This window comes from Streptomyces humicola (assembly GCF_024436035.1).
GTDB lineage: Bacteria > Actinomycetota > Actinomycetes > Streptomycetales > Streptomycetaceae > Streptantibioticus_B > Streptantibioticus_B humicola.
Genome location: NZ_JANFNG010000008.1, coordinates 36743 through 61216, shown reverse-complemented (window position 1 = coordinate 61216; position 24474 = coordinate 36743). Strand labels below are relative to the sequence as shown.

Genomic DNA, 24474 nt, shown 5'->3' with positions numbered 1-24474 from the left:
CAGTGGGTAACGCTGCGGGCAGTGTCGCCCGCTTGTCACGGGGCGACGCGGGTCCGTCCAGGTCATGTCGCACACCTCATAGTCCACATGGTGAGAGCCGATATCCACTTCTCGGGATCTCGGTCATCATGTAACCTGCACGAAATCGCAGAGGGCCAGCGTCGTCCCTGTTGCGCCGTGACAGTTTCCACAGTTCCGGCACACAGTGCTTTCCGGCACTACAGAGCCACGACGACGGGAGAGCCGATGCGGATCGCGTCCACGCACTCCGAGCCCGGCGCCAGCTGGGCCCACATGGACGGGCGTCCCGCCCCGCAGGGGATGTACGACCCCCGCAACGAGCACGACGCCTGCGGCGTCGGCTTCGTGGCAGACCTCACCGGCGAGGCAGGCCACGCGCTCGTGGAGCAGGCGCTGACCGTCCTGCGGAATCTGGAGCACCGCGGCGCCACCGGCTCCGAGCCGGACTCCGGCGACGGCGCGGGCATCCTGCTCCAGATTCCGGACGCATTCCTGCATGAGGTGACCGACTTCGAACTCCCGGCGGCCGGCCGCTACGCCGTCGGCATCGGCTTCCTGCCGGTGGACGACGAGGCCCGCGCCAAGGCCCTCGACGCGGTCGAGCGGATCGCCTCCGAGGAGAACCTGCAGGTCCTCGGCTGGCGCGAGGTCCCCGTCGCACCCGAGCTGCTCGGCGCCACCGCACGCTCGACGATGCCCTACTTCTCCCAGCTCTTCGTCGCCGACGCGACCGGCGAGCGGGAGGGCATCGAGCTCGACAGGCGCGCCTTCGTGCTGCGCAAGCGCGCCGAGCGGGAGGTCGACGTCTACTTCCCGTCGCTGTCCGCACGCACCATCGTCTACAAGGGCATGCTCACCACCGGGCAGCTGGAGCCGTTCTTCCCGGACCTGTCCGACCGGCGGTTCGCCACCGCGATCGCGCTCGTCCACTCGCGCTTCTCGACCAACACCTTCCCCAGCTGGCCGCTGGCCCACCCGTACCGGTTCGTCGCCCACAACGGTGAGATCAACACCGTCCAGGGCAACCGCAACTGGATGCGTGCCCGCGAGTCGCAGCTGGCCTCCGAGCTGATCAAGGGCGACCTGGAGCGGATCTTCCCCATCTGCACCCCGGGCGCCTCGGACTCCGCCTCCTTCGACGAGGTGCTGGAGCTGCTGCACCTCGGCGGCCGCTCGCTGCCGCACAGCGTGCTGATGATGATCCCCGAGGCGTGGGAGAGCCCCACTCTCAGCGAATCCATGGACCCGGCCCGGCGCGCCTTCTACCAGTACCACTCCACGATGATGGAGCCCTGGGACGGCCCGGCCTGCGTCACCTTCACCGACGGCACCCTTGTCGGCGCCGTGCTCGACCGCAACGGCCTGCGCCCCGGCCGCTACTGGGTCACCGACGACGGCCTCGTCGTGCTCTCCTCCGAGGTTGGCGTCCTCGACATCGCCCCCGGCAAGGTGGTCCGCAAGGGCCGCCTGCAGCCGGGCCGGATGTTCCTGGTCGACACCGCCCAGCACCGGATCATCGAGGACGACGAGATCAAGGCCGAGCTCGCCGCCGAGAAGCCGTACGGCGAGTGGCTCGACGCCGGGCTCATCCACCTCAAGGACCTCCCCGAGCGCGAGCACATCGTGCACACCCACGCCTCGGTCACCCGCCGCCAGCAGACCTTCGGCTACACCGAGGAGGAACTGCGCGTCATCCTCGCGCCGATGGCCAAGGCGGGCGCCGAGCCGATCGGCTCGATGGGCACCGACTCGCCGATGGCCGCGCTCTCGGAGCGCCCGCGGCTGCTGTTCGACTACTTCACCCAGCTGTTCGCGCAGGTGACCAACCCGCCGCTGGATGCCATCCGCGAGGAACTGGTCACCTCGCTGATCTCCGCGGTCGGCCCGCAGGGCAACCTGCTGGAGCCGAGCCCGGCCTCCTGCCGCAACGTCACCCTGCCGTTCCCGGTGATCGACAACGACGAGCTGGCCAAGCTCATCCACATCAACGCCGACGGCGACATGCCCGGCCTGAAGGCCGCCACGCTCTCCGGCCTGTACCGGGTCAGCGGCGGCGGCGAGGCGCTGTCCGCGCGGCTCGCCGAGATCTGCGCCGAGGCCGACGCCGCCATAGAGGACGGCGCCCGCCTCATCGTGCTCTCCGACCGTCACTCGGACGCCGAGCACGCGCCGATCCCCTCGCTGCTGCTCACCTCCGCCGTCCACCACCACCTGATCCGCACCAAGACGCGGACCCAGGTCGGCCTGCTCGTCGAGGCCGGTGACGTGCGCGAGGTGCACCACGTCGCGCTGCTCGTCGGCTACGGCGCGGCCGCCGTCAACCCGTACCTGGCCATGGAGTCGGTCGAGGACCTGGTGCGCGCCGGCACCTTCCTCGACGGGATCGAGGCCGAGGCAGCGATCAAGAACCTCATCAAGGCACTGGGCAAGGGCGTGCTGAAGGTGATGTCCAAGATGGGCATCTCCACCGTCGCCTCCTATCGCGGCGCCCAGGTCTTCGAGGCGATCGGCCTCGACGCCTCGTTCGTCGACACCTACTTCCACGGCACCACCACCAAGATCGGCGGTGTCGGCATCGACGTCATCGCCGACGAGGTCGCCGCGCGCCACGCCAAGGCGTACCCGGCCTCCGGGATCGCCGCGGCCCACCGACGCCTGGAGATCGGCGGCGAGTACCAGTGGCGCCGCGAAGGCGAGCCGCACCTGTTCGACCCCGAGACGGTCTTCCGGCTGCAGCACGCCACGCGCTCGCGCCGCTACGACATCTTCAAGAAGTACACCGACCGGGTCAACGAGCAGTCCGAGCGGCTGATGACGCTGCGCGGCCTGTTCAACCTCAAGGCCGGCGAGCGGCCGGCCGTCCCGATCGAGGAGGTCGAGCCGGTCTCCGAGATCGTCAAGCGATTCTCCACCGGTGCGATGTCGTACGGCTCGATCAGCCGCGAGGCGCACGAGACCCTCGCCGTCGCCATGAACCAGCTGGGCGGCAAGTCCAACACCGGTGAGGGCGGCGAGGACCCGGACCGCCTCTACGACCCGTCCCGACGCAGCGCCATCAAGCAGGTCGCCTCCGGCCGCTTCGGCGTCACCAGCGAGTACCTCGTCAACGCCGACGACATCCAGATCAAGATGGCGCAGGGCGCCAAGCCCGGCGAGGGCGGCCAGCTGCCCGGCCACAAGGTGTACCCGTGGGTGGCCAAGACCCGGCACTCCACACCGGGCGTGGGCCTGATCTCCCCGCCGCCGCACCACGACATCTACTCGATCGAGGACCTCGCCCAGCTCATCCACGACCTGAAGAACGCCAACCCTCAGGCCCGCATCCACGTGAAGCTGGTCTCCGAGGTCGGCGTCGGCACGGTCGCGGCGGGCGTGAGCAAGGCCCATGCCGACGTCGTGCTCATCTCGGGCCACGACGGCGGCACCGGCGCCTCCCCGCTCACCTCGCTCAAGCACGCCGGCGGCCCCTGGGAGCTCGGCCTCGCCGAGACCCAGCAGACGCTGCTGCTCAACGGCCTGCGCGACCGCATCGTCGTGCAGACCGACGGCCAGCTGAAGACCGGCCGTGACGTGGTCATCGCCGCGCTGCTCGGCGCCGAGGAGTTCGGCTTCGCCACCGCACCGCTGGTGGTCTCCGGCTGCGTGATGATGCGCGTGTGCCACCTGGACACCTGCCCGGTCGGCATCGCCACCCAGAACCCGGTGCTGCGCGAGCGCTTCAACGGCAAGGCCGAATTCGTCGTCAACTTCTTCGAGTTCATCGCGCAGGAGGTCCGCGAGCTCCTCGCCGAGCTCGGCTTCCGCTCCATCGAGGAGGCCGTCGGCCACGCCGAGCTCATCGACACCAGCCGCGCCGTGCAGCACTGGAAGGCGCAGGGCCTCGACCTCGCCCCGCTGCTGCACGTCCCGGACCTGCCGGAGGGCGCCGTCCGCCACCAGGTCACCATCCAGGACCACGGCCTGGAGAAGGCGCTCGACAAGGAGCTGATCAAGCTCGCCGCCGACGCGCTGGAAACCGGCGCGCCGGTCCGCGCCCAGCTGCCGATCCGCAACATCAACCGCACGGTCGGAACGATGCTCGGCCACGAGGTGACCAAGCGGTACGGCGGCGCGGGCCTGCCCGACGACACCATCGACATCACGTTCACCGGCTCCGCCGGCCAGTCGTTCGGCGCGTTCGTGCCCAAGGGCGTCACGCTGCGCCTGGAGGGCGACGCCAACGACTACGTCGGCAAGGGCCTGTCGGGCGGCCGCGTCATCGTCCGCCCGGACCGCGGCGCGGATCACCTCGCCGAGTACTCGACCATCGCGGGCAACACCCTCGCGTACGGCGCCACCGGCGGTGAGATGTTCCTGCGCGGCCGGGTCGGCGAGCGTTTCTGCGTCCGCAACTCCGGTGCCACGGTGGTGGCCGAGGGCGTCGGCGACCACGGCTGCGAGTACATGACCGGCGGACGCGCGGTGGTGCTCGGCGAGACCGGGCGCAACTTCGCGGCCGGCATGTCCGGCGGCATCGCCTACGTCCTCGACCTCGACCCGGACAACGTCAACACCGGCATGGTCGGCGTCGAGGAGCTCGAGGAGAGCGACAAGCGGTGGCTGCACGACGTGGTGCGCCGCCACCACGAGGAGACCGGGTCCACCGTCGCCGAGGCGCTCCTCGCCCGCTGGGACACGAACGTCGACCGCTTCGGCAAGATCATGCCGAGCGACTACAAGGCAGTGCTCGCCGCCAAGGACGCCGCCGAGCGAGCCGGACTCTCGGAGTCCGAGACCACTCAGAAGATGATGGAGGCGGCACATGGCTGACCCGAAGGGCTTCCTGACCACCGGGCGTGAGGTCGCCACGTCCCGGCCCGTCGAGGAGCGGGTCAAGGACTGGAACGAGGTCTACGTTCCCGGCTCCCTGCTGCCGATCATCAGCAAGCAGGCGGGGCGCTGCATGGACTGCGGCATCCCCTTCTGCCACAACGGCTGTCCGCTGGGGAACCTGATCCCCGAGTGGAACGACTACGCCTACCGCGACGACTGGAAGGCGGCGAGCGAGCGGCTGCACGCCACCAACAACTTCCCGGAGTTCACCGGGCGGTTGTGCCCGGCTCCGTGTGAGGCGGCCTGCGTGCTCGGCATCAACCAGCCGCCGGTGACCATCAAGAACGTCGAGGTCACCATCGTCGACAAGGCGTGGGAGTCCGGTGATGTGACCCCGCAGCCGCCCGAGCGGCTCTCGGGCAAGACCGTCGCCGTGATCGGCTCCGGCCCGGCCGGGCTCGCCGCCGCCCAGCAGCTGACGCGCGCCGGCCACACCGTCGCCGTCTACGAGCGTGCCGACCGCATCGGCGGGCTGCTGCGCTACGGCATCCCCGAGTTCAAGATGGAGAAGCGGCACATCAACCGCCGCATCGAGCAGATGCGCGCGGAGGGCACCAAGTTCCGCACCGGCGTCGAGATCGGCCGGGACATCGACGGTGCGAAGCTACGCAAGCGCTACGACGCCGTCGTCATCGCCGCCGGTGCCACCACCGCCCGCGACCTGCCCGTGCCGGGCCGCGAGCTGAACGGCATCCACCAGGCGATGGAGTACCTACCGCTGGCCAACAAGGTCCAGGAGGGCGACTACGTCGCCTCCCCGATTTCGGCTGAGGGCAAGCATGTTGTGGTCATCGGCGGCGGCGACACCGGCGCGGACTGCGTGGGCACCGCCCACCGCCAGGGGGCGGCCTCCGTCACCCAGCTGGAGATCATGCCGCGGCCGTCCGACGAACGGCCCGGCCACCAGCCGTGGCCGACGTACCCGATGACGTACAAGGTCTCCTCCGCGCACGAAGAGGGCGGCGAGCGCGTCTACGCGGTCAACACCACCCGCTTCGAGGGCGACGAGGACGGGAACGTCCAGTTCCTGCACCTGGTCGAGGTCGAGTTCAAGGACGGGAAGTTCGAGCCGAAGCCCGGCACCGAGCGGAAGATCCCGGCCCAGCTGGTGACGCTCGCCATGGGCTTCACCGGCACCGACCAGGACAACGGCCTGGTCGCCCAGCTCGGCCTGGAACTCGACGCACGCGGAAACGTCGCCCGCGACGCCGACTTCACCACCAACGTCGACGGCGTCTTCGTAGCCGGTGACGCGGGCCGCGGTCAGTCGCTCATCGTCTGGGCGATCGCCGAGGGCCGCTCGGCGGCGCGCGCCGTGGACCGCTACCTGACGGGCGCAAGCGCTCTGCCCGCCCCGATCCGGCCGACCGACCGGGCCCTGGCGGTCTGACGGCCGATCAAGTGCTCCGCCGTACAAAGACGTACGGAACGGATGGACGGCGTCTGCCCATCCCCGACCGGGGGCAGGCGCCGTCGCGTTACGTGTCGCACTCCAACTCGGTGCGGCACAACGTGCAGCGCGCCGTCAGCCTCCCCCGCACCGGTACCCGGATGCGCTGGTGGCAGGTGGGGCACGGAAACGACACCCGTAGCTGGGAGTTGCCCTCGAAGGCATAGCCACCGGAGTGCACCTCGGGCGGCATCCCGGCTCCGGTGCGCTGCTGCAACTGCACGAAGCGGCGGTCTGCGACATAGCGCCGGCGGCTCGCCCAGCCCGACCGCAGCAGTGGCGGCCGGCGCAGGTCCTCATGGGCCCGCCGCAGCCCCGTGCGGTAGGAGTCGCGTGCCTCGGGGCTGGTGAACCACGGCTCGATGTCGTCGCCCCACACGAGCGCCCGCTTGGCGAGGACGTAGCCGAACTCCTCCGGGGTGAGATAGCCGAGCTTGAACGCCGAGCGCACCAGCCGGTCGCCGCGTACGTTGCTCTCCTCACGGTAGGCGTCGAGCAGCAGCCAGCCGGTGCCGAGGTAGGCGGCGGCGGTGTCGGTGAGGATCTCGTTGTCGCGGGTGCCGGGGAAGCCGAGGCCGAGCCGGTGCAGATACACATGCATGATCTCGTGCGCGAGGGCCGCACCGATGTCCCTGCGGTCGTACTTGAAGCGCTCGTTGAGCTCCACGAAGTACTCGGGCCCCGCGGCCAGCTCCACATTTGCGGCGTGCACCATGTCGCGGAACGCGACGATCACGCGTGCGTCCGGCAGGTGCATGTGCTGAACGATCGTGTGGGCCACCTGCTGGGTGCCGAGGTAGATGTCGGTCTCCGGCGGTATGCGCACCTCGTCGGGCATGACGCTCACCGCGAAGGTGCTGATCGTGTCGTACGACAGGCGCTTGTACAGGGCGGTGAGTGAGGCGTGGATCGTCTCCAGGTGCGGGAAGCCCCGCTCCACGGGACGCCCTGCGGACGGGGCCTGACGGGACACGGCGCCTCCCTCCTCGCTTACGAGGGTACGGTCCATCCCTCGCCGGCACCGGCTCCCCGGACTCTTTGCTCGCTTCTCCGCCGCTCCCAGGCTCCGCGACCGGCCTCGTTCCTCGGCCGGCCTCCCCCTGCTTCGCGGGGGACCCCCTCCGCCTGCTCGCGTGCGTCGCTCACGGTGATAGCGGTGTCGTGGCCTGCCAGGCCACGAAGAGCGGCACCTCGCCGGACGCGTCGAGCACCACCACCCCGAAGGGCCGGTCGAACGCGATCCGCTCCACCCGGGCCTGCACGAATGCCAGCGCCCGCATCGTCGCCGCCGTCACCGCGGCCGCCTCCACCCCCTTCTCGGCGACCCGCACCAATGCCTCCTGCACCACCTCGCTCACCGCGAGCGGCTCCGGCGAAAGGCCCGAGAAATCGGCGTCGCCGCCGGTGCACCGCGCCAGGCCGAGCGCCTGCGCATGCCCGTGCCCGGTGACGTCGAGATGAGTACGCAGCGACAGCCGGGGCAGGGCGACGCCCACCTTGTCCGCATCGACCGGTGCGCGCAGCCGCGCGGGGGCCCACCCGGCAGGCAGCACCTCGGGCGCGGGGCGTCCGGGGGAGCCGATCACGAACCGTACGAGCGCGGGCGGCGCATCCCCTCGCGTCTCGCAGCGCAGCTCGACCACGCGCACGTCTCCCACGTGCCACGCGGCGGACGGCGGAAGCTGCTTGTGCATGGTCGGCACCGGGTGCACCGCCCCCGACGCGTCCGTGAACGGCCGGTCCCTGGTCTCCGACGCGTCGAACGGATCGGCCCAACGTGCCTTCAAGGCAAGGGCGTTGACCAGCAGCAGGGCGATACCGGGGGAGAGGTGCACCGGCAGCCCGCCGATCAGTCCGCCGGTGGCCTCGCGCACCCACGCGTCGACGGGAGGCGACGGCGCCGCATCGGGCGTGCCCGACACGCCCAGTGTTCCGAAACCGACATCCGGCAGCGCGGCGCGCAGCCGCTCGTGCACCGGGACGCGCGCCCACACCCCGGTCGCCACGGCAAGGGCGTCGGTGCGCGCCAGTCCCCGCGCCGCATCGGTGACGGCCCGGGCCGCCTCGTCCCCGGCCACCCCGAGCAGTGCCCGCAACTCCTCGGCCGTCGCACCGCGGGCCCCCGCCGCCACGGCCGCCAGGGCGAGCCACAGCCCCGTCGGCGAGCACGCGAAATCCCCGCCCGCCGCCCGGACACCCGGGTCCGCGGCCACGGACGGAAGCCAGCGGCGGCCGAGTTCGCGCACCGGACCGGTGTGGGAAGTGAGCGTCGAGGTCTCCACGGCCGCAGCCTAATCCTGATCCTGGCCGTAGCAGAGGCAGAACGGGTGCCCTGCAGGGTCGGCGAAGACACGGAACCCGCCGACGGCGTCCTTCGCATCGTGCAGGAAACGCGCCCCCAGCGCCACGACCTGCTCATGAGCCGCCTCGACGTCCTCCACGTCGAAGTCGAGGTGGAACTGCTGCGGGAACTGCGGGTCCGGCCAGCGCGGCGGCTTCAGGTCCGGGGCGAGCTGGAAGGAGATCGTGGCACTGCCGTCGGGGGCCTTCAGATCCGCCCACCCCGGATGGCGCTGACGGGTCGGCCAGCCGAGGATCTCGCCGTAGAACCGGGCGAGCGCGGCCGGGTCGGGGCAGTCGATGACCGTGCACTGCAGCGTCGCAATCATGGCTCAAGCCTGCCCTGCCGCGGCAGGGCGGACGCACGCCGGAACCGTATTTTCGGCCGATGCCCGGTGGCCGTACGGGCGAGGCCCGGCCACGGCGCCGTGCGTAGCGTGAACAGCACGCCGGTGCATCTGGCCACCTCGTACCCTCCCTCCCCGAGGCGCCTGCGTGACCCGATCCCCCAGCGCTTCGCACAGCGGCGCATCAACGCCGCCGCCGGCCTCATGCTCGCCTTCGCCGCCGCGCTCGGCGGATGGGCGCTGGTGCACGACGCGTCCGGCACCGGCATCCGCGTCAGCGGCACCGTGTGCTCGGCCGGCGGCGCCGAGGCCCACCGCCCGGTACGCATCGACCTACCGCGGGCCGGGGTCCACGCCGCCGCCCGCCGCGGCAACGCCATCGCCGCCGCCCTCGTACGCCACGGCTTCCCCCAGCACGCCGCCGAAGAACCCGTCCTCCGCGCCGGCGAAGCATGCCTCACCTACGACGACCTGCAACCCGCCTTCCGGCGCTGGCTCACCGACCGGCTCGACGACCTGCGGCGCGCCATCACCGTACGCGCCGCCCACTGAACACGCCCGCCGCAGTACCACTTTCGGGTCGACATCACCCAGCCCCCGGGTGCATTCGCCGCACAACCACAACACTTGATCGCGCCTCCACCGCATCACCACACACGGTGGAGGCACGGTCACGTGTCCCCACGACCCCCGAAACCACCACACCGCACCACCGAGAGGCACCCCGACCATGCCGACCCCGGACCCCACCCGAACCCCCGCGGTCCGGGGGCACCTCCCGCCGCAGGCAGGGGGCGAACACCCCGCCCTGGCCGGAGGCACAACAGGCCCCGACCAGCTGCGCCCCCTCCTCGACACCGTCCTCGACGCCCTCACCGAAGGAGCCACCGCCCGCCGCGGCCCCATCCCACCCGGCGGACCCCAGCACGTCACCTCACGCCTGCGCCACGCCGCGACCCCCGTGCTCCCCGAAACCGGCACCGGAGCCGAAGAAGCCCTCCACACCCTCGTCCGCGCGCTCGCCGAAGGCTCCGCCGACCCCGCAGAACCCCACTGCGCCGGCCACCTCCACTGCCCCCCGCTCGCCCTCGCCGTCGCCGCGGACCTCGCCGCCTGCGCCCTCAACCCCTCCATGGACTCCTGGGACCAGGCCCCCGCCGCCTCCGCCCTCGAAACCGACACCGCCACCGCCCTCGCCGCCCTCGTCTACCCCGGCCACTCCACACCCGACGCCCTCGTCACCACCGGCGGCACCGACTCCAACCACCTCGCCCTCCTCCTCGCCAGGGAACGAGCCCGAGCCACCGGAGCCCCCGCCACCCGGATCGTCTGCGCCACCACCACCCACCACAGCATCCACCGCGCCGCTTGGCTCCTCGGACTCCCCGAACCCGTCATCCTCCCCGCCCCCGACGGAACCCTCGACCCCGCCGCACTCGACACCGCACTCAGCCAACTCCACGGCCCCGTCACCGTCGTCGCCACCGCCGGCACCACCGACACCGGAGCCATCGACCCCCTGCCCCGCATCGCCGACGTCACTACCGCCCACGCCGCCGAACTCCACATCGACGCCTCATACGGCGGCCCACTGCTCCTCAGCAACCACCACCGCCACCTGCTCGACGGCATCCAAAACGCCACAACCGTCACCCTCGACCTGCACAAACTCGGCTGGCAACCCATCGCCGCCGGCCTGCTCGCCGTCCCCGACACCACCGCCCTGCGCCCCCTGCACACCCACGCCGACTACCTCAACGCCCACGACGACACCGACGCCGGAATCCCCGACCTCCTCGGCCGCTCCCTCCGCACCACACGGCGCCCCGACATCCTCAAGATCGCCGTCACACTCCGCGCCCTCGGCCGACAAGGACTCGGCGACCTCATCGACCGCATCTGCCGCAACGCCCAGTACCTCGCCGACCTCATCGACCAACACCCCCACCTCACCCTCCACGCACGCCCCACCATCAGCACCGTCCTCTTCCGCCCCACGCACGCAACCGACGCCCACGTCGCGGCCATCCGCCGCACCCTCATCACCAACGGCACCGCCGTACTCGGACGCGCCCACACCCACGGCCGACTCTGGCTCAAAGCCACCCTCCTCAACCCCGCCACCCACCACGACGACCTCACCTCCCTCCTCAAAGTCGTCGCCGAAACAGCCACCGCACCCCAACCGGAAGGAACCACCCCCCGATGACCAACCCCCCCACCACCGAAACCTCAGGCCAATCCCTCGACCTCCTCGGCATCGGCATCGGACCCTTCAACCTCTCCCTCGCCGCCCTCGCCGACACCACCCCCCACCTGCACACCGCCTTCTACGACCAACGCCCCGCATTCCACTGGCACCCAGGACTCCTCATCGAAGGCACCACCCTCCAAGTCCCCTTCCTCGCCGACCTCGTCACCCTCGTCGACCCCACCAGCCCCTGGTCCTTCCTCTCCTACCTCAAAAACCGCAACCGCCTCTTTCCCTTCTACTTCGCCGAACGCTTCCACATCCCCCGCACCGAATACGACGCCTACTGCCGCTGGGTCGCCGCATCCCTGCCCCACTGCCACTTCAACCACCAAATCGACGCCGTCCGCTGGAACCCCGAACGCGCCCAGTTCGAAGTCGACTTCACGCAACTCGACCACCGCGGCCAAGCAGAAGCCCTCGGCCGCGCCCACGCCCGCAACATCGCCATCGGCATCGGCACCGCCCCCTACGTGCCCGAGGCCCTGCGCCCCCTCGCCGACGCACCCGCCGTCCCCGTACTCCACTCCGCCGACTACCTCGACCAGCGCGAACGACTTCTCGCCGCAGGCCACATCACCATCGTCGGAGCCGGCCAATCAGGCGCCGAGATCTTCCTCGACCTCCTGCGCCGACGCCCCCCAGGACACGAAGGCCTCACCTGGATCGCCCGCACCGCAGCCTTCGCCCCCATGGAATACAGCAAACTCGGCCTCGAACACTTCACCCCCGACTACACCCGCTACTTCCACGCACTACCCGAACCCGTACGCGACCGCCTTCTCCCCCAGCAGTGGCAGCTCTACAAAGGCATCGACCACGACACCATCAACGCCATCCACGCAGAGCTCTACCAACGCACCCTGGCCACCGACACTGACGAACCACGCTGGCCCGACGTCACCCTCACCCCCGGCGTCTCCGTCCGCACCGCAGGACGCATGGGAACCAACCGCGTCGAACTCCACCTCGAACACACCCAACAAGGCACCCAGTCCCGCCTCACCACCGACGCCGTCGTCCTCGCCACCGGCTACCGCGAACGACCCATCGAACCCCTCCTCGCCCCCCTCGACCCCTACCTGCGCCGCGACTCCGCAGGACGCCCCCGCGTCGACGACCAGCACCGCCTCGTCCTCGACCCCTCCATCCACGGAGCCATCCACGTCCAGAACGCCGAACTCCACACCCACGGAGTCGGCACCCCCGACCTCGGACTCGGCGCCTGGCGCTCCGCCGTCATCCTCAACTCCATCACCGGCAAAACCACCTACCCCCTCCCCGAACGCACCGCCTTCACCACCTTCGGCCTCGACACCCCCACCACCCGCCGCACACCACACAACCCCCACACCCCCCATACCAACACAGTCCCCCTGCCACGCGGATGACCGCGGATGACCACCGGGACGACCCACCCCCTGCCACAGTTGGACACATGACCACCCCACCCACGTCCCCCACCCCCTACGGAACACCGGACGCCCCCCACATCGCCGTACGCGGTGAAGCACGCATCGAAGTCCCACCCGAACTCGCCCGCATCGCCGTCACCGTCACCGCACGCGGCAGCAATCGACGAGCCACCCTCGACGACCTCACCCGCCGCAACACCGCCGCCCTCGACCTCATCAAGAGCCACGAGCACGCCATCGACAAACTCCACACGGGCGCCCTCGTCATCACCCCCGAACTCGGCAAAGGACGCGGCGAACGCATCCGCGCCCACCACGGCCACGTCCGCATCGAAGCCACCCTCACCGACTTCACCGCACTCGGCGAACTCACCACCCGCCTCGCCGACCTCGACCTCACTCGTATCGACGGCCCCTGGTGGTCACTGCGTACCGACTCCACCGCCCACGCCACCGCCCGCACCCAAGCCGTCCACGACGCCGTCCGACGCGCCCAGCAGTACGCCACAGCACTCGGCGCCCGCCTCGTCGCTCTCACCGAACTCGCCGACGAAGGCCTCGACACCACCACCACACTCGTCCACGGCCCCCGCTACGGCACCGCCATCGCCGGCGCCCCACGAGGAGCCGAACCCGAAACCACCCCCGCCCTCGACCTCGAACCCCAACCCCAACTCGTCCAGACGCACGTCACGGCCCACTTCACCATGACACCGCCCGACCTCGGTCAGTAACCGGGCCCTCGCCAGCACGCCGCCACCACCCCGTACCCGTGCCGTCAACAACCCTTAACGCCACGGCCGTTCGACCTTCGCCGTGACACGGCTCCCTACCAGCCAGTAAGGCATAGTCTCGTCCATATGCGCCGAGCAAAAATCGTCTGCACACTGGGCCCCGCCACCGACTCGTACGACCAGATCAAAGCCCTGGTCGAAGCCGGAATGGACGTCGCCCGCTTCAACCTCAGCCACGGCACCCACGCCGAACACGAAGACCGCTACCGGCGTGTGCGCAAGGCTTCCGACGAAACCGGACGCAGCGTCGGTATCCTCGCGGACCTTCAAGGCCCGAAGATCCGCCTCGGCACCTTCACCGAAGGCCCCGTACTCCTTGAACGCGGCGACGAATTCACCATCACCGTCGACGAAGTCCCCGGCGACCGCCGCTGCTGCGGCACCACCTACAAGGGCCTCGCCGCCGACGTCAGCCACGGCGAACGCATCCTCGTCGACGACGGCCGCGTCACCCTCGAAGTGACCGACGTCGAAGGCCCCCGCGTCCACACCATGGTCATCGAAGGCGGCATCGTCTCCGACCACAAAGGCCTCAACCTCCCCGGCGTCGCCGTCAGCGTCCCCACCCTCTCCCGCAAGGACGTCGACGACCTGCGCTGGGCCCTGCGCACCGGCGCCGACATCATCGCCCTCTCCTTCGTCCGCAGCGGCCGCGACGCCGAGGACGTCCACCGCATCATGGACGAGGAAGGCCGCCGCATCCCCGTCATCGCCAAGATCGAAAAGCCGCAGGCCGTCGCGAAACTCGACGAAATCGTCGACGCCTTCGACGGCATCATGGTCGCCCGCGGCGACCTCGGCGTCGAAATGCCGCTCGAAGCCGTCCCCCTCGTCCAGAAACGCGCCGTCAAACTCGCCAAGCGCAACGCCAAACCCGCCATCGTCGCCACCCAGATGCTCGACTCCATGGTCGACGCATCCCGCCCCACCCGCGCCGAAGCCTCCGACGTCGCCAACGCCGTCATGGACGGCGCCGACGCGGTCATGCTCTCCGGCGAGACCAGCGTGGGCAAATACCCGATCGAGACCGTCAAGACCATGAGCCGCATCGTCGCCGCGGCCGAGGAAGACATGCTCGCGGTCGGCCTCGCGCCGCTCACCGAACGGAACAAGCCCCGCACCCAGGGCGGCGCAGTCGCCCGTGCCGCCGCGGAAATGGGCGACTTCCTCGGAGCCAAGTTCCTCGTCGCCTTCACCCAGAGCGGTGACACCGCCCGCCGCCTCTCCCGCTACCGCTCACCCATCCCCGTCCTCGCCTTCACGCCGGAGCAGGCCACCCGCTCCCAGCTCAGCCTCACGTGGGGGGTGGAGACCTTCCTCGGCCCGATGGTCGAGACGACGGACGAGATGGTCGACCAGGTCGACGAGCAGATGCTGAAGATCGGCCGCTGCAAGAAGGGCGACGTCGTCGTGATCACGGCGGGCTCCCCGCCCGGCGTCCCCGGCACGACGAACATGGTCCGCGTCCACCACATCGGCGAGGACGACTCACCGAAGTAGGCCGGCGGGCCGGTGCAGTACTTCGGCCCGACGTGCAGGTCCATGAGCGAGACGGATGCGCGGCGCGCGACGGATATCTTGCAAGCGTTGGTCTGTTTCCATGCCACGCCGAGGCGGTCGAGCGTATCCGTGTACAGATGCCGGATGTCCTCCGACTTGTTGGTGAGGAAGTACCGCGGGTACTCGTAGCGCTTGCGCGTCCCGCCGACCGTCCGCTCAGACCGGGCCAGGCATCAGCGCAGGCGATTCGCAGGTAGTAGCCACTGCGTGTACCCGGGCTGATGCAACCGTCGCCGAGGTAGAGACTTCGAGCAGGTATACGTAGTCGGCAGTTGACTGCGGGAGCGAAGGGCTGGGGTCGCACCGCTTGCAAGTAGTGGTTGCTTTGTGTGGGTTGATCCGCACTTGCCATGACCGGATGGCGAAGCGCGAGATGCCGGTCTGCTTGCTCACGGAGTTGAGGCTGCGCCCTTGCGCAACTGGGGCCAATGCGCGCGTCCGCGTTTCCAGATCGTACATACGGTCGAGCTTCGGCGGAAACGGCGGGATGCAGGGCGCATTCGAAGGGGCTGCACCCTGGATGATGAAGATCGCCGATCGGTTGGTAACCTTGGAATCGAAGGTAAAGTGTCCCGGGTGGGATTCGAACCCACACTGTATGCCTTTTGAGGGCATTGCCTCCTGCCGGTTGGGCTACCGGGACCTGTGATTCGAAGGATCGTGGATCCCCTCCGTGACTCAAACTTACACGACATCGGTAGGCTCGTGCATGCAAGCCCGCCCAACCCGCGAGGAGCACCGTGAGCGCCCCCGACGAGTCCGCTGTCCCCCTCGGAGAGCAGTCGCACGTACCCCCGCAGACCACCCGCGTCGTCATCGCCGAGGATGAGGCGCTGATCCGGCTCGACCTCAAGGAGATGCTCGAGGAGGAGGGGTACTCCGTCGTCGGGGAGGCCGGGGACGGGGAGCGGGCCGTGGAGCTCGCCGAGGAGCACAAGCCCGACCTGGTGATCCTGGACGTGAAGATGCCCGTGCTGGACGGGATCTCGGCTGCCGAGCGGATTGCCAAGCAGCACATCGCGCCGGTGCTGATGCTCACCGCGTTCTCGCAGCGCGATCTCGTCGAGCGGGCGCGAGATGCGGGCGCGATGGCGTACCTGGTCAAGCCGTTCAGCAAGAGCGATCTCGTTCCGGCGATTGAGATGGCCGTCTCGCGCTACGCCGAGTTGCGGGCGTTGGAGTCGGAGATCGCCGACCTGTCGCAGCGGCTGGAGACGCGCAAGCTGGTGGACCGGGCGAAGAGCGTGCTGCAGACGAAGTACGGGCTGACCGAGCCGGCGGCGTTCCGGTGGATTCAGAAGACGTCGATGGACCGGCGGATGTCGATGCAGCAGGTGGCGCAGGCGGTCATCGATGAGGTGGGTCCGGAGTCGACGACCGCCTGAGGCGTCCTGGGATGCCCTGGATTGTTCTGGGGTGTCCTGATCAGCCCGCTTCTGTCGGCGAACCGCCGGGTGCCGTGGCGCCGTTGGGGGAGGCCGGCCGGAGCATGCAGGTGAGCCGTGCGGAGCAGATGCGGCGGTCCTGTTCGTCGGTGATGACGATCTCGTACGTGGCGCTGGAACGGCCGCGGTGGACGGGGGTGGCGACGCCGGTGACGAGTCCGGAGCGGATGCCGCGGTGGTGTGTGGCGTTGAGGTCGACGCCGACGGCGATCTTGTGGGGGCCGCAGTGCATCATCGCGCCGACGGAGCCGAGGGTTTCGGCGAGTACGGCGGAGGCTCCGCCGTGCAGGAGGCCGTAGGGCTGGGTGTTGCCCTCGACGGGCATGGTGCCGACGACACGTTCGGGTGAGGCTTCGGTGACCTGGATGCCCATGCGGGAGCCGAGATGGCCTGCGGAGAAGAGGGCGGGCAGGTCGAGGCCGAGCCCGGACCACTTCTCGATGATCTCCGGCGGGAATGTGGTGGCGTGGTGTTCACCCATGGGTCGGCTCCGGTCGTCGTCGGTCGGTCGGTTGTGGACGTGCACCGTCCTATCAGGTGTTCAGGTGGTGACGGGTGCCGTGACCGGGTGTTCCTGATCACGTGCGGACTCATGTGCGGGTTCGAGGCGGATGATGATCGATTTGGTGGCGGGGGTGTTGCTGGTGTCGGCGGTGTGGTCGAGGGGGACGAGGACGTTGGTCTCGGGGTAGTACGCGGCTGCGCAGCCGCGTGGCGTGGGGTAGTGGACGACGCGGAATGCCTCGGCGCGGCGTTCGGTGCCGTCGGTCCATTCGCTGATGAGGTCGGCGTAGGTGCCGTCGGCGAGTCCTGCGGCGGCGGCGTCGTCGGGGTGGACGAGGACGACGCGGCGGCCGCCTTTGATGCCGCGGTAGCGGTCGTCGAGACCGTAGATGGTGGTGTTGAACTGGTCGTGGGACCGGAGGGTCTGCAGGAGGAGCCGGCCTTCGGGGACGTGGGGGTATTCGAGGGCCGCGGCGGTGAAGTTTGCTTTGCCGGTGGAGGTGGGGAAGCGGCGCTCGTCGCGGGGTGCGTGGGGGAGGGTGAAGCCTGCGGGGCGGCGGGCTTTGGTGTTGAAGTCGCCGAAGCCGGGGACGACGCGGGAGATGCGGTCGCGGATGAGGTCGTAGTCGGTTTCGAATTCGTGCCAGGGGATGACGCTGTCGGGTCCGAGTACGGCGCGGGCGAGGCGGCAGATGATGGCGGTTTCGGAGAGGAGCTGGGTGTCGGCGGGTTCGAGGGTGCCGCGGGATGCGTGGACCATTCCCATGGAGTCCTCGACGGTGACGAATTGTTCGCCGGTGGCCTGGATGTCTTTTTCGGTGCGGCCGAGGGTGGGGAGGATGAGGGCGCGTGCTCCGGTGACGACGTGGGAGCGGTTGAGTTTCGTGGAGACGTGCACGGTGAGCCGGGCGCGGCGCATTGCGTCTTCGGTGACGTGGGTGTCGGGGGTGGCGGCGACGAAGTTGCCGCCGACGGCGAAGAAGACTTTGGCTCGTCCGTCGCGGAGTGCGCGGATGGAGCGGACGACGTCGAGGCCGTGTTCGCGGGGCGGGGCGAAGCCGAATTCTTTTTCGAGTGCGTCGAGGAAGGCGGGTGCGGGGCGTTCGAAGATGCCCATGGTGCGGTCGCCCTGGACGTTGCTGTGTCCGCGTACGGGGCATACGCCGGCGCCAGGTCGTCCGATGTTGCCGCGCAGCAGCAGGTAGTTGACGACTTCCTTGATGGTGGGGACGGCGTGTTTGTGCTGGGTGAGGCCCATGGCCCAGCAGACGATGATGTTTTTGGCGCGCAGCGTCATGCCGAGGAGTTTTTCGATGTCATGGCGGGCCAGGCCGGTGGCGTGCAGGACGTCGTTCCAGTCGGTGGTGCGTGCGGTGGCTGCGAATTCGTCGAAGCCGTGGGTGTGTTGGTCGATGAATGTACGGTCGAGTGCGCTGCCGGGTGATGCGTCTTCTGCTTCGAGGAGCAGCTGGTTCAGAGCGCGGAAGAGCGCCTGGTCGCCGCCGATGCGGATTTGGAGGAAGGCGTCGGCGAGCGGGGTGCCGGTGGCGAGTCCGCGGGCGGTCTGGGGGTTTTTGAAGCGTTGCAGGCCGGCTTCGGGGAGTGGATTGATGCTGACGATCTTCGCGCCGTGGCTCTTGGCCTTTTCGAGGGCGCTGAGCATGCGGGGGTGGTTGGTGCCGGGGTTCTGGCCTGCGACGATGATCAGGTCGGCGTGGTAGAGGTCTTCGAGCAGGACGCTGCCCTTGCCGATGCCGATGGTTTCGCTGAGTGCGGAGCCGGAGGACTCGTGGCACATGTTGGAGCAGTCGGGCAGGTTGTTGGTGCCGAATTCGCGGGCGAAGAGCTGGTAGACGAAGGCGGCTTCGTTGCTGGTGCGGCCGGAGGTGTAGAAGACGGCTTCGTCGGGGGAGGCGAGTGAGGTGAGTTCTTCGGCGATGATGTTGAAGGCCTGTTCCCATGGGACGGGGACGTAGTGGTCGGCGCCTTCGGCGAGGTACATCGGCTGGGTGAGGCGGCCTTGCTGGCCGAGCCAGTAGCCGCTGCGCCGGGCGAGCTCGGAGACGGGGTGGGTGTCGAAGAACTCGGGTGTGACGCGGCGCAGGGTGGCTTCTTCGGCGACGGCTTTGGCGCCGTTTTCGCAGAATTCGGCGCGGTGGCGTTTGCCGGGTTCGGGCCAGGCGCAGCCTGGGCAGTCGAAGCCGTCCTTCTGGTTGACCTTGAGCAGGGTGAGGGCGGTGCGTCGTAGGCCCATCTGTTGTTGCGCGATGCCGAGGGTGTGTCCGATGGCCGGGAGCCCTGCGGCGGCCTGCTGCGGGGGGTGGACGTCGGGTGCGTCCTGGATCGGGTCTGATGTGGGCGGCTTGCGTGCCATCGTCTGTCCCCTTCGACGCTCGCGTGCCCGTGGGGGCGCTCTACCTTGTCCGATCCTGCCACGTCGTGCTGACAGCTGTGCCGTCGCGGATGCGGCGGGCGGTGGTTGTCGGTGGTCCGTGGCAGGATCGGGGGCGTGGCAGTTAAGGCATCGAAGACGACCGCAGTGACCGGCTCCGACGGGACGAGGGGGGGCCGGCCACGCCTGCTGTTGCTGGACGGGCATTCGTTGGCGTACCGGGCGTTCTATGCGCTGCCGGTGGAGAACTTCAATACGGCGACGGGTCAGCCGACGAATGCGATCTACGGGTTCGCGTCCATGCTGGCGAATACGTTGCGTGACGAGCAGCCGACGCATCTCGCGGTGGCGTTCGATGTGTCGCGCAAGACGTGGCGGTTCGATGAGTATCCGGAGTACAAGGGGACGCGGTCGAAGACGCCGGATGAGTTCCGCAGCCAGGTGGAGCTGATCGGTGAGCTGCTCGACGCGATGCGGGTGCGGCGTTTCGCGATCGACGGGTACGAGGCGGACGATGTCATTGCGACGCTGGCGACGCGGGCGGCGGCGGGCGGTTTCGAGGTGCTGATCGTTACGGGGGATCGCGACTGCCTGCAGTTGGTGTCGGATGACGTGACGGTGCTGTATCCGACGAAGGGGGTCTCGGAGCTGACCCGCTACACCCCGGAGAAGGTCGAGGAGAAGTACGGGCTCACGCCGGACCAGTATCCGGACTTTGCGGCGTTGCGTGGTGATCCTTCGGACAATTTGCCGGGGATTCCGGGGGTGGGGGAGAAGACGGCGGCGAAGTGGATCCTGCAGTTCGGGTCGTTCGCGGAGCTGGTGGAGCGGGCTGATGAGGTCAAGGGGAAGGCGGGACAGAATCTGCGGGAGCATCTGGAGTCGGTGAAGCTGAACCGGCGGCTGACGGAGCTGGTGCGGGACGTGGAGTTGCCGGCGGGGCCGGAGGGGCTCGTGCGTGAGCCGTACGACCGGGCGGCGCTGGATGTGGTGCTCGATGCGCTGGAGTTCCGGCACCCGAATTTCCGGGAGCGGCTGTATGCGGCGGATCCGGGTGCGGTCGGGCTGGAGGAGCCGGCGGCCGGTGAGGGTGTGCTGGTTGACGGGCAGCTGCTGGCTGCGGGTGAGTTGCCGGGGTGGCTGGAGCGCTATGCGGCGGCGGGGCTGGGTGTGGCCACGGTCGATGCGTGGGGTCTTGGTACGGGCAGTGTGAGCGAGATCGCGCTGGCGAGCGGTGCGGGTCCGGCGGTCTGGTTCGATCCGGCGGAGCTGGGCGAGGAGGACGAGAAGGCGTTCGCGGCGTGGATTGCCGATGCGGGGCGTTTGAAGGTGCTGCACAACGCCAAGGGCGTGATGCGGGTGTTCGCCGAGCACGGCTGGTCGGTGGACGGGGTGTCGATGGACACGGCGCTGGCGGCGTATTTGATCAAGCCTGGTCGGCGTTCGTTCGCGTTGGACGCGTTGTCGGTGGAGTATCTCGGGCGTGAGCTGGCCCCGGCCGGTGGTGAGGACGGCCAGTTGGCGTTCGGCACGGATGAGCAGGCCGAGGCGGATGCCCTGATGCTGCAGGCGCGCACGGTGTTCGATCTGGGTGAGGTGTTCGCCGCGCGTCTGGAGCAGGATGGTGCGCTGGGGCTGCTGCGCGATGTGGAGCTGCCGACGTCGGCGCTGCTGGCGCGGATGGAGCGGCACGGGATTGCGGCGGACCGCGAGTGGCTGCAGCGTCTGGAGCAGCAGTTCGCGGGCGCGGTGCAGCAGGCGGTGTCGGAGGCGCACCGCGCGGTGGGCCACGAGTTCAATCTGGGGTCGCCGAAGCAGCTGCAGGAGGTGCTGTTCGGCGAGTTGGGGCTGCCGAAGACGAAGCGGACGAAGACGGGCTACACGACGGACGCCGATGCCTTGGCATGGCTCGCCGCGCAGACCGATCACGAGCTTCCGGTGATCATGTTGCGCCATCGTGAGCAGGCCCGGCTGCGTTCGACGGTGGAGGGTCTGATCAAGACGATTGCGCCGGACGGGCGGATCCACACCACGTTCCAGCAGACGGTGGCGGCGACGGGCCGGTTGTCGTCGACTGATCCCAACCTGCAGAACATCCCGGTGCGTACGGACGAGGGCCGGGCGATCCGCCGTGGTTTCGTGGTCGGTGAGGGATTCGAGTCGCTGATGACCGCCGACTACAGCCAGATCGAGCTTCGGGTGATGGCTCATCTGTCGGAGGACGAGGGGCTGATCGCTGCGTTCGCCTCGGGTGAGGATCTGCATGACACGGTTGCCTCGCAGGTCTTCGGTGTGGCCAGGGAGGCGGTGGATGCGGAGATGCGCCGCCGCATCAAGGCGATGTCGTACGGGCTGGCGTATGGGCTGTCGGCGTTCGGCCTGTCGCAGCAGCTCGGCATCACCCCCGACGAGGCGCGCGGGTTGATGGACACGTATTTCGAGCGGTTCGGCGGGGTGCGGGACTATCTGCACCGGGTCGTGGAGGAGGCCCGGGTGACGGGCTACACGGAGACGCTGCTGGGTCGGCGCCGTTATCTGCCGGATCTGACCAGTGACAATCGTCAGCGGCGTGAGATGGCCGAGCGGATGGCGTTGAACGCTCCGATCCAGGGTTCGGCGGCCGACATCGTCAAGGTGGCGATGCTGCGGGTCGATGGGGCGCTGTCGAAGGAGGGGCTGCGTTCGCGCACGTTGCTGCAGGTGCACGATGAAATCGTGTTGGAGATCGCGCCGGGTGAGCGTGGGCCGGTCGAGGAGATCGTGCGGCGTGAGATGGCCGGTGCGTATCCGCTGAGTGCTGCGTTGGATGTGTCGGTGGGCGTCGGTGCGGACTGGGAGTCCGCGGCGCACTAGCGGTTGCGGCGTTCTCCCGCGCGGACGGCGGCGGCGACGGAGGCGGCGCCCAGGGCGAGGCCGGTGCCTGCGCCGAAGGTGAGGGAGGCGATCAGGGACGCCGCCGTCCTTGGGCGGTCCTGCCGGTGCCGCAGGGCGGCTCCGGCGAGGGCGGTCGACGCGAGGACGGCCGCTCCGGTTCGTCTTGCGCGGCGTGTCAACCGGGGCAGGCGCGGTGGCGGCGCGGTGTGCGGGGTGTCGCATACCGCTCGCGTGCCGTGGACGGCGAGCGCGGCGAGGCCTGCGGCTGATGTCGCGCACTGTGCCCAGTCGTACAGGGGCGCGCCGTGCACGGCTCGTTGCAGCAGTGGCAGGTGGCGCGTCCCCCAGCGCCCCGCGTGGGTGAAGGCGTCCACACCCACGTGGCTCGCCGCTCCCGCGACGGCCGAGACCCAGAACCATCCGGCGGAACGGGCCGTGGCGGCCGGGCGGTGGCCGTCACAGGTGGAGCCGATGGCGAGCAGCGTTGCCGCTCGGCTTTGCGCGGACGGGGGCAGCAGCGCGACGACGGGCTCGCGCACGAGCGCCCATCCGGTGACGAGGCCGGCGGCGAGGAGCGGGTCGAGTACGGCGACGCCGGCCGCCGCGTGCGCGATGCGGCCGTGCCCGTAGACCCCTGGGACGATGGATTCCGCGAAGAACGGGATGTCGGGGGCGATCGATCCGGCGATCAGCCCGGCGGCGACCAGTCGGCCTCGCGCGCGCAGAGCTCCTTCGGCGTCCGTGCGCAGCGCGGGCAGCACCGCGGCCGGATGGCTGAAGGTGAACGGCATCCGGTCTCCCAATGGTCCGTAGTGATCGTGTTCGGGGCGAATTCGCCTGTGCGTAGTCGGCGAACGGTAGATACGGTGCGTAAGTTGCCGTAGGGTCCGACGCGTTGTCGCACGAGGGAGTGCACATCGCGCATTTGGGGAGGGAATTCGCGTATGGCGGTGCGGATCGGACGACGGTTGCGTAAAGGCGTCGCGGGAACGGCCGTTGCGGCGGCGGCGATGGCGGCGCTGTCCGCCTCGCAGGCGCCCGGTCTCGTCGGCCGGCCCCTGGCGGTGAAGCCGCCGCCGGGCCGGCCGATCGACGGCGGCTCTCCGTTCAATACCAGGCTTCCCCCGGCCAACCCCCCGTCCGCGCCCGGCGGTCCGGGCGCGCAGCACGGCGGCGGGCAGGGGCAGGGCACGGTCGTCGGCGGAGCGGGCATCCCCGCGACCGTACTCGCCGCCTACCAGAAGGCCGAGGCGGCGCTCCGCGGCACGCGGCCGCAGTGCCATCTGCAGTGGCAGCTGCTCGCCGCGATCGGGCAGGTGGAGTCCGGCCAGGCGGACGGCGGCAATGTCGACGCCAAGGGCACCACGCTCAGCCCGATCCTCGGGCCGGTCCTGGACGGCAGCCACGGCTACGCGAAGATACCGGCCACGCCTGTCCCTTACGGCGACGGCGGTTCCGCCTACGCGCGGGCGGTCGGCCCCATGCAGTTCATACCCTCGACGTGGGCGGTCTGGGGCGCCGACGGCAACGGCGACGGCATCAAGGACCCGAACAACGTCTTCGATGCGGCGCTCGCCGCGGGCGGCTACCTGTGCGCAGCAGGCGGGGACCTGTCGGTCGCGGACAACGTGGACTCCGCGATCCTCGGATACAACGATTCCCAGCAGTATCTGAAGACCGTCCTCGCCTGGTACCGGTACTTCCTGGGCGGTGCTCCGGTGGTTCCCGATGGCAGTGGTGCCGGAGCTCCGGAAGCCGCCGGTGCCACGCCCACCGCAGGCCCTTCTCCGTCGGCGTCCGCCCCGGCGGGCGGCAGGTCCGGCTCCGGGCGCCCCTCGCAGTCGCCGCAGCCGACCGCCTCGGCGAGCGGCTCCATCGGGCCGCTGCCCGGTGGCTCGCCCTCCGGTTCACCGTCCCAGCCCTCCCCGTCTGCGTCGTCGCCGTCCCCGTCGGGCAGCGGCAGCCCGAGCCCCAGTCCCTCGCCGACTTGCCCGGTCTCGCCGTCCCCCTCGCCGTCGGGGAGCACGAGCCCGTCGCCCACGCCGTCGCCGTCGCCTTCGGGAAGCCCCTCGCCGTCGCCGTGCGGCTCCACGACCTCACCGTCGCCGTCCCCTTCGGCGAGCGGCAGTCCCGGCCCGAGCGCGAGCCCCTCGCCGTCCGCCACCGGCTGACGCAGCGCGACGAGGCATCAGGCGGGCCGCAACCCCGG

Annotated in this window: 16 protein-coding genes, 1 tRNA gene and 1 pseudogene; 10 read left to right on the top strand and 8 right to left on the bottom strand. The window is 69.8% G+C overall.

Translation table 11 applies throughout. The annotated features are described in order from the left end of the window. Positions 1-246 precede the first annotated feature (246 nt). Complete coding sequence (gene gltB, locus NGB36_RS12985; protein ID WP_255920380.1) at positions 247-4830, top strand: glutamate synthase large subunit; 4584 nt, start codon at positions 247-249, stop codon at positions 4828-4830. Continuing rightward, on the top strand, positions 4823-6283 hold the full coding sequence (locus NGB36_RS12980) for a glutamate synthase subunit beta (RefSeq protein WP_255920379.1): 1461 nt from the start codon (positions 4823-4825) through the stop codon (positions 6281-6283). The genes gltB and NGB36_RS12980 overlap by 8 nt, the downstream gene beginning before the upstream one ends. Before the next feature lie 88 nt (positions 6284-6371). Here the strand turns inward: NGB36_RS12980 and NGB36_RS12975 are convergent, their stop codons facing one another. The 3 genes from NGB36_RS12975 to NGB36_RS12965 all read right to left on the bottom strand — a co-directional run bounded on the left by NGB36_RS12975 (position 6372) and on the right by NGB36_RS12965 (position 9012). Continuing rightward, a complete protein-coding gene (locus NGB36_RS12975) occupies positions 6372-7316 on the bottom strand; it encodes a hypothetical protein (protein WP_255920378.1) in 945 nt (314 codons plus the stop codon). A gap of 169 nt (positions 7317-7485) precedes the next feature. Then, the gene (locus tag NGB36_RS12970; protein WP_255920377.1) at positions 7486-8625 is read right to left on the bottom strand and encodes a serpin family protein; all 1140 of its coding nucleotides are present in this window, start codon (positions 8623-8625) and stop codon (positions 7486-7488) included. A gap of 9 nt (positions 8626-8634) precedes the next feature. Then, on the bottom strand, positions 8635-9012 hold the full coding sequence (locus tag NGB36_RS12965; protein ID WP_255920376.1) for a VOC family protein: 378 nt from the start codon (positions 9010-9012) through the stop codon (positions 8635-8637). A 108-nt stretch (positions 9013-9120) separates the two neighbouring features. On the opposite strand from NGB36_RS12965, the gene NGB36_RS12960 reads away from it, so the two are divergent. The 5 genes from NGB36_RS12960 (at position 9121) to pyk (ending at position 14990) form a co-directional block, all read left to right on the top strand. After that, positions 9121-9582, top strand: coding sequence for a hypothetical protein (locus NGB36_RS12960; RefSeq protein WP_255920375.1), 462 nt, complete (start codon positions 9121-9123; stop codon positions 9580-9582). 178 nt (positions 9583-9760) lie between these two features. Continuing rightward, on the top strand, positions 9761-11239 hold the full coding sequence (locus NGB36_RS12955; protein ID WP_255920374.1) for a pyridoxal phosphate-dependent decarboxylase family protein: 1479 nt from the start codon (positions 9761-9763) through the stop codon (positions 11237-11239). Continuing rightward, positions 11236-12672 (top strand): lysine N(6)-hydroxylase/L-ornithine N(5)-oxygenase family protein, encoded by a 1437-nt coding sequence (locus tag NGB36_RS12950; protein WP_255920373.1) that lies wholly within the window; start codon positions 11236-11238, stop codon positions 12670-12672. The genes NGB36_RS12955 and NGB36_RS12950 overlap by 4 nt, the downstream gene beginning before the upstream one ends. Before the next feature lie 47 nt (positions 12673-12719). Continuing rightward, on the top strand, positions 12720-13430 hold the full coding sequence (locus NGB36_RS12945; RefSeq protein WP_255920372.1) for an SIMPL domain-containing protein: 711 nt from the start codon (positions 12720-12722) through the stop codon (positions 13428-13430). 126 nt (positions 13431-13556) lie between these two features. Then, entirely contained in the window at positions 13557-14990 is a 1434-nt protein-coding gene (gene pyk, locus NGB36_RS12940) for a pyruvate kinase (RefSeq protein ID WP_255920371.1), read from the top strand. Positions 14991-15007: 17 nt separating this feature from the next. Here pyk and NGB36_RS12935 read toward each other — a convergent pair. After that, positions 15008-15509 (bottom strand): annotated as a pseudogene (locus NGB36_RS12935) (hypothetical protein); the annotation flags it as partial. 109 nt (positions 15510-15618) lie between these two features. Continuing rightward, a tRNA-Leu gene (locus NGB36_RS12930) sits at positions 15619-15693 on the bottom strand. Between the two features lie 97 nt (positions 15694-15790). On the opposite strand from NGB36_RS12930, the gene NGB36_RS12925 reads away from it, so the two are divergent. Beyond that, complete coding sequence (locus NGB36_RS12925) at positions 15791-16435, top strand: ANTAR domain-containing response regulator (RefSeq protein WP_255920370.1); 645 nt, start codon at positions 15791-15793, stop codon at positions 16433-16435. 40 nt (positions 16436-16475) lie between these two features. Here NGB36_RS12925 and NGB36_RS12920 read toward each other — a convergent pair whose 3' ends face one another. After that, complete coding sequence (locus tag NGB36_RS12920; RefSeq protein ID WP_255920369.1) at positions 16476-16976, bottom strand: PaaI family thioesterase; 501 nt, start codon at positions 16974-16976, stop codon at positions 16476-16478. 60 nt (positions 16977-17036) lie between these two features. Beyond that, positions 17037-19373 carry an FdhF/YdeP family oxidoreductase gene (locus tag NGB36_RS12915; protein WP_255920368.1) on the bottom strand — a complete coding sequence of 779 codons (2337 nt, stop codon included), beginning with the start codon at positions 19371-19373 and terminating at the stop codon, positions 17037-17039. Between the two features lie 135 nt (positions 19374-19508). Here NGB36_RS12915 and polA point away from each other — a divergent pair, with 135 nt between their 5' ends. After that, positions 19509-22244, top strand: a complete 2736-nt coding sequence (polA, locus tag NGB36_RS12910) for a DNA polymerase I (protein ID WP_255920533.1) — start codon at positions 19509-19511, stop codon at positions 22242-22244. Here polA and NGB36_RS12905 read toward each other — a convergent pair. Continuing rightward, a complete protein-coding gene (locus NGB36_RS12905; protein ID WP_255920367.1) occupies positions 22241-23056 on the bottom strand; it encodes a DUF4184 family protein in 816 nt (271 codons plus the stop codon). The genes polA and NGB36_RS12905 overlap by 4 nt on opposite strands. Positions 23057-23209: 153 nt before the next feature. Here NGB36_RS12905 and NGB36_RS12900 point away from each other — a divergent pair, with 153 nt between their 5' ends. Beyond that, complete coding sequence (locus NGB36_RS12900) at positions 23210-24436, top strand: lytic transglycosylase domain-containing protein (protein WP_255920366.1); 1227 nt, start codon at positions 23210-23212, stop codon at positions 24434-24436. Positions 24437-24474: the final 38 nt, after the last annotated feature.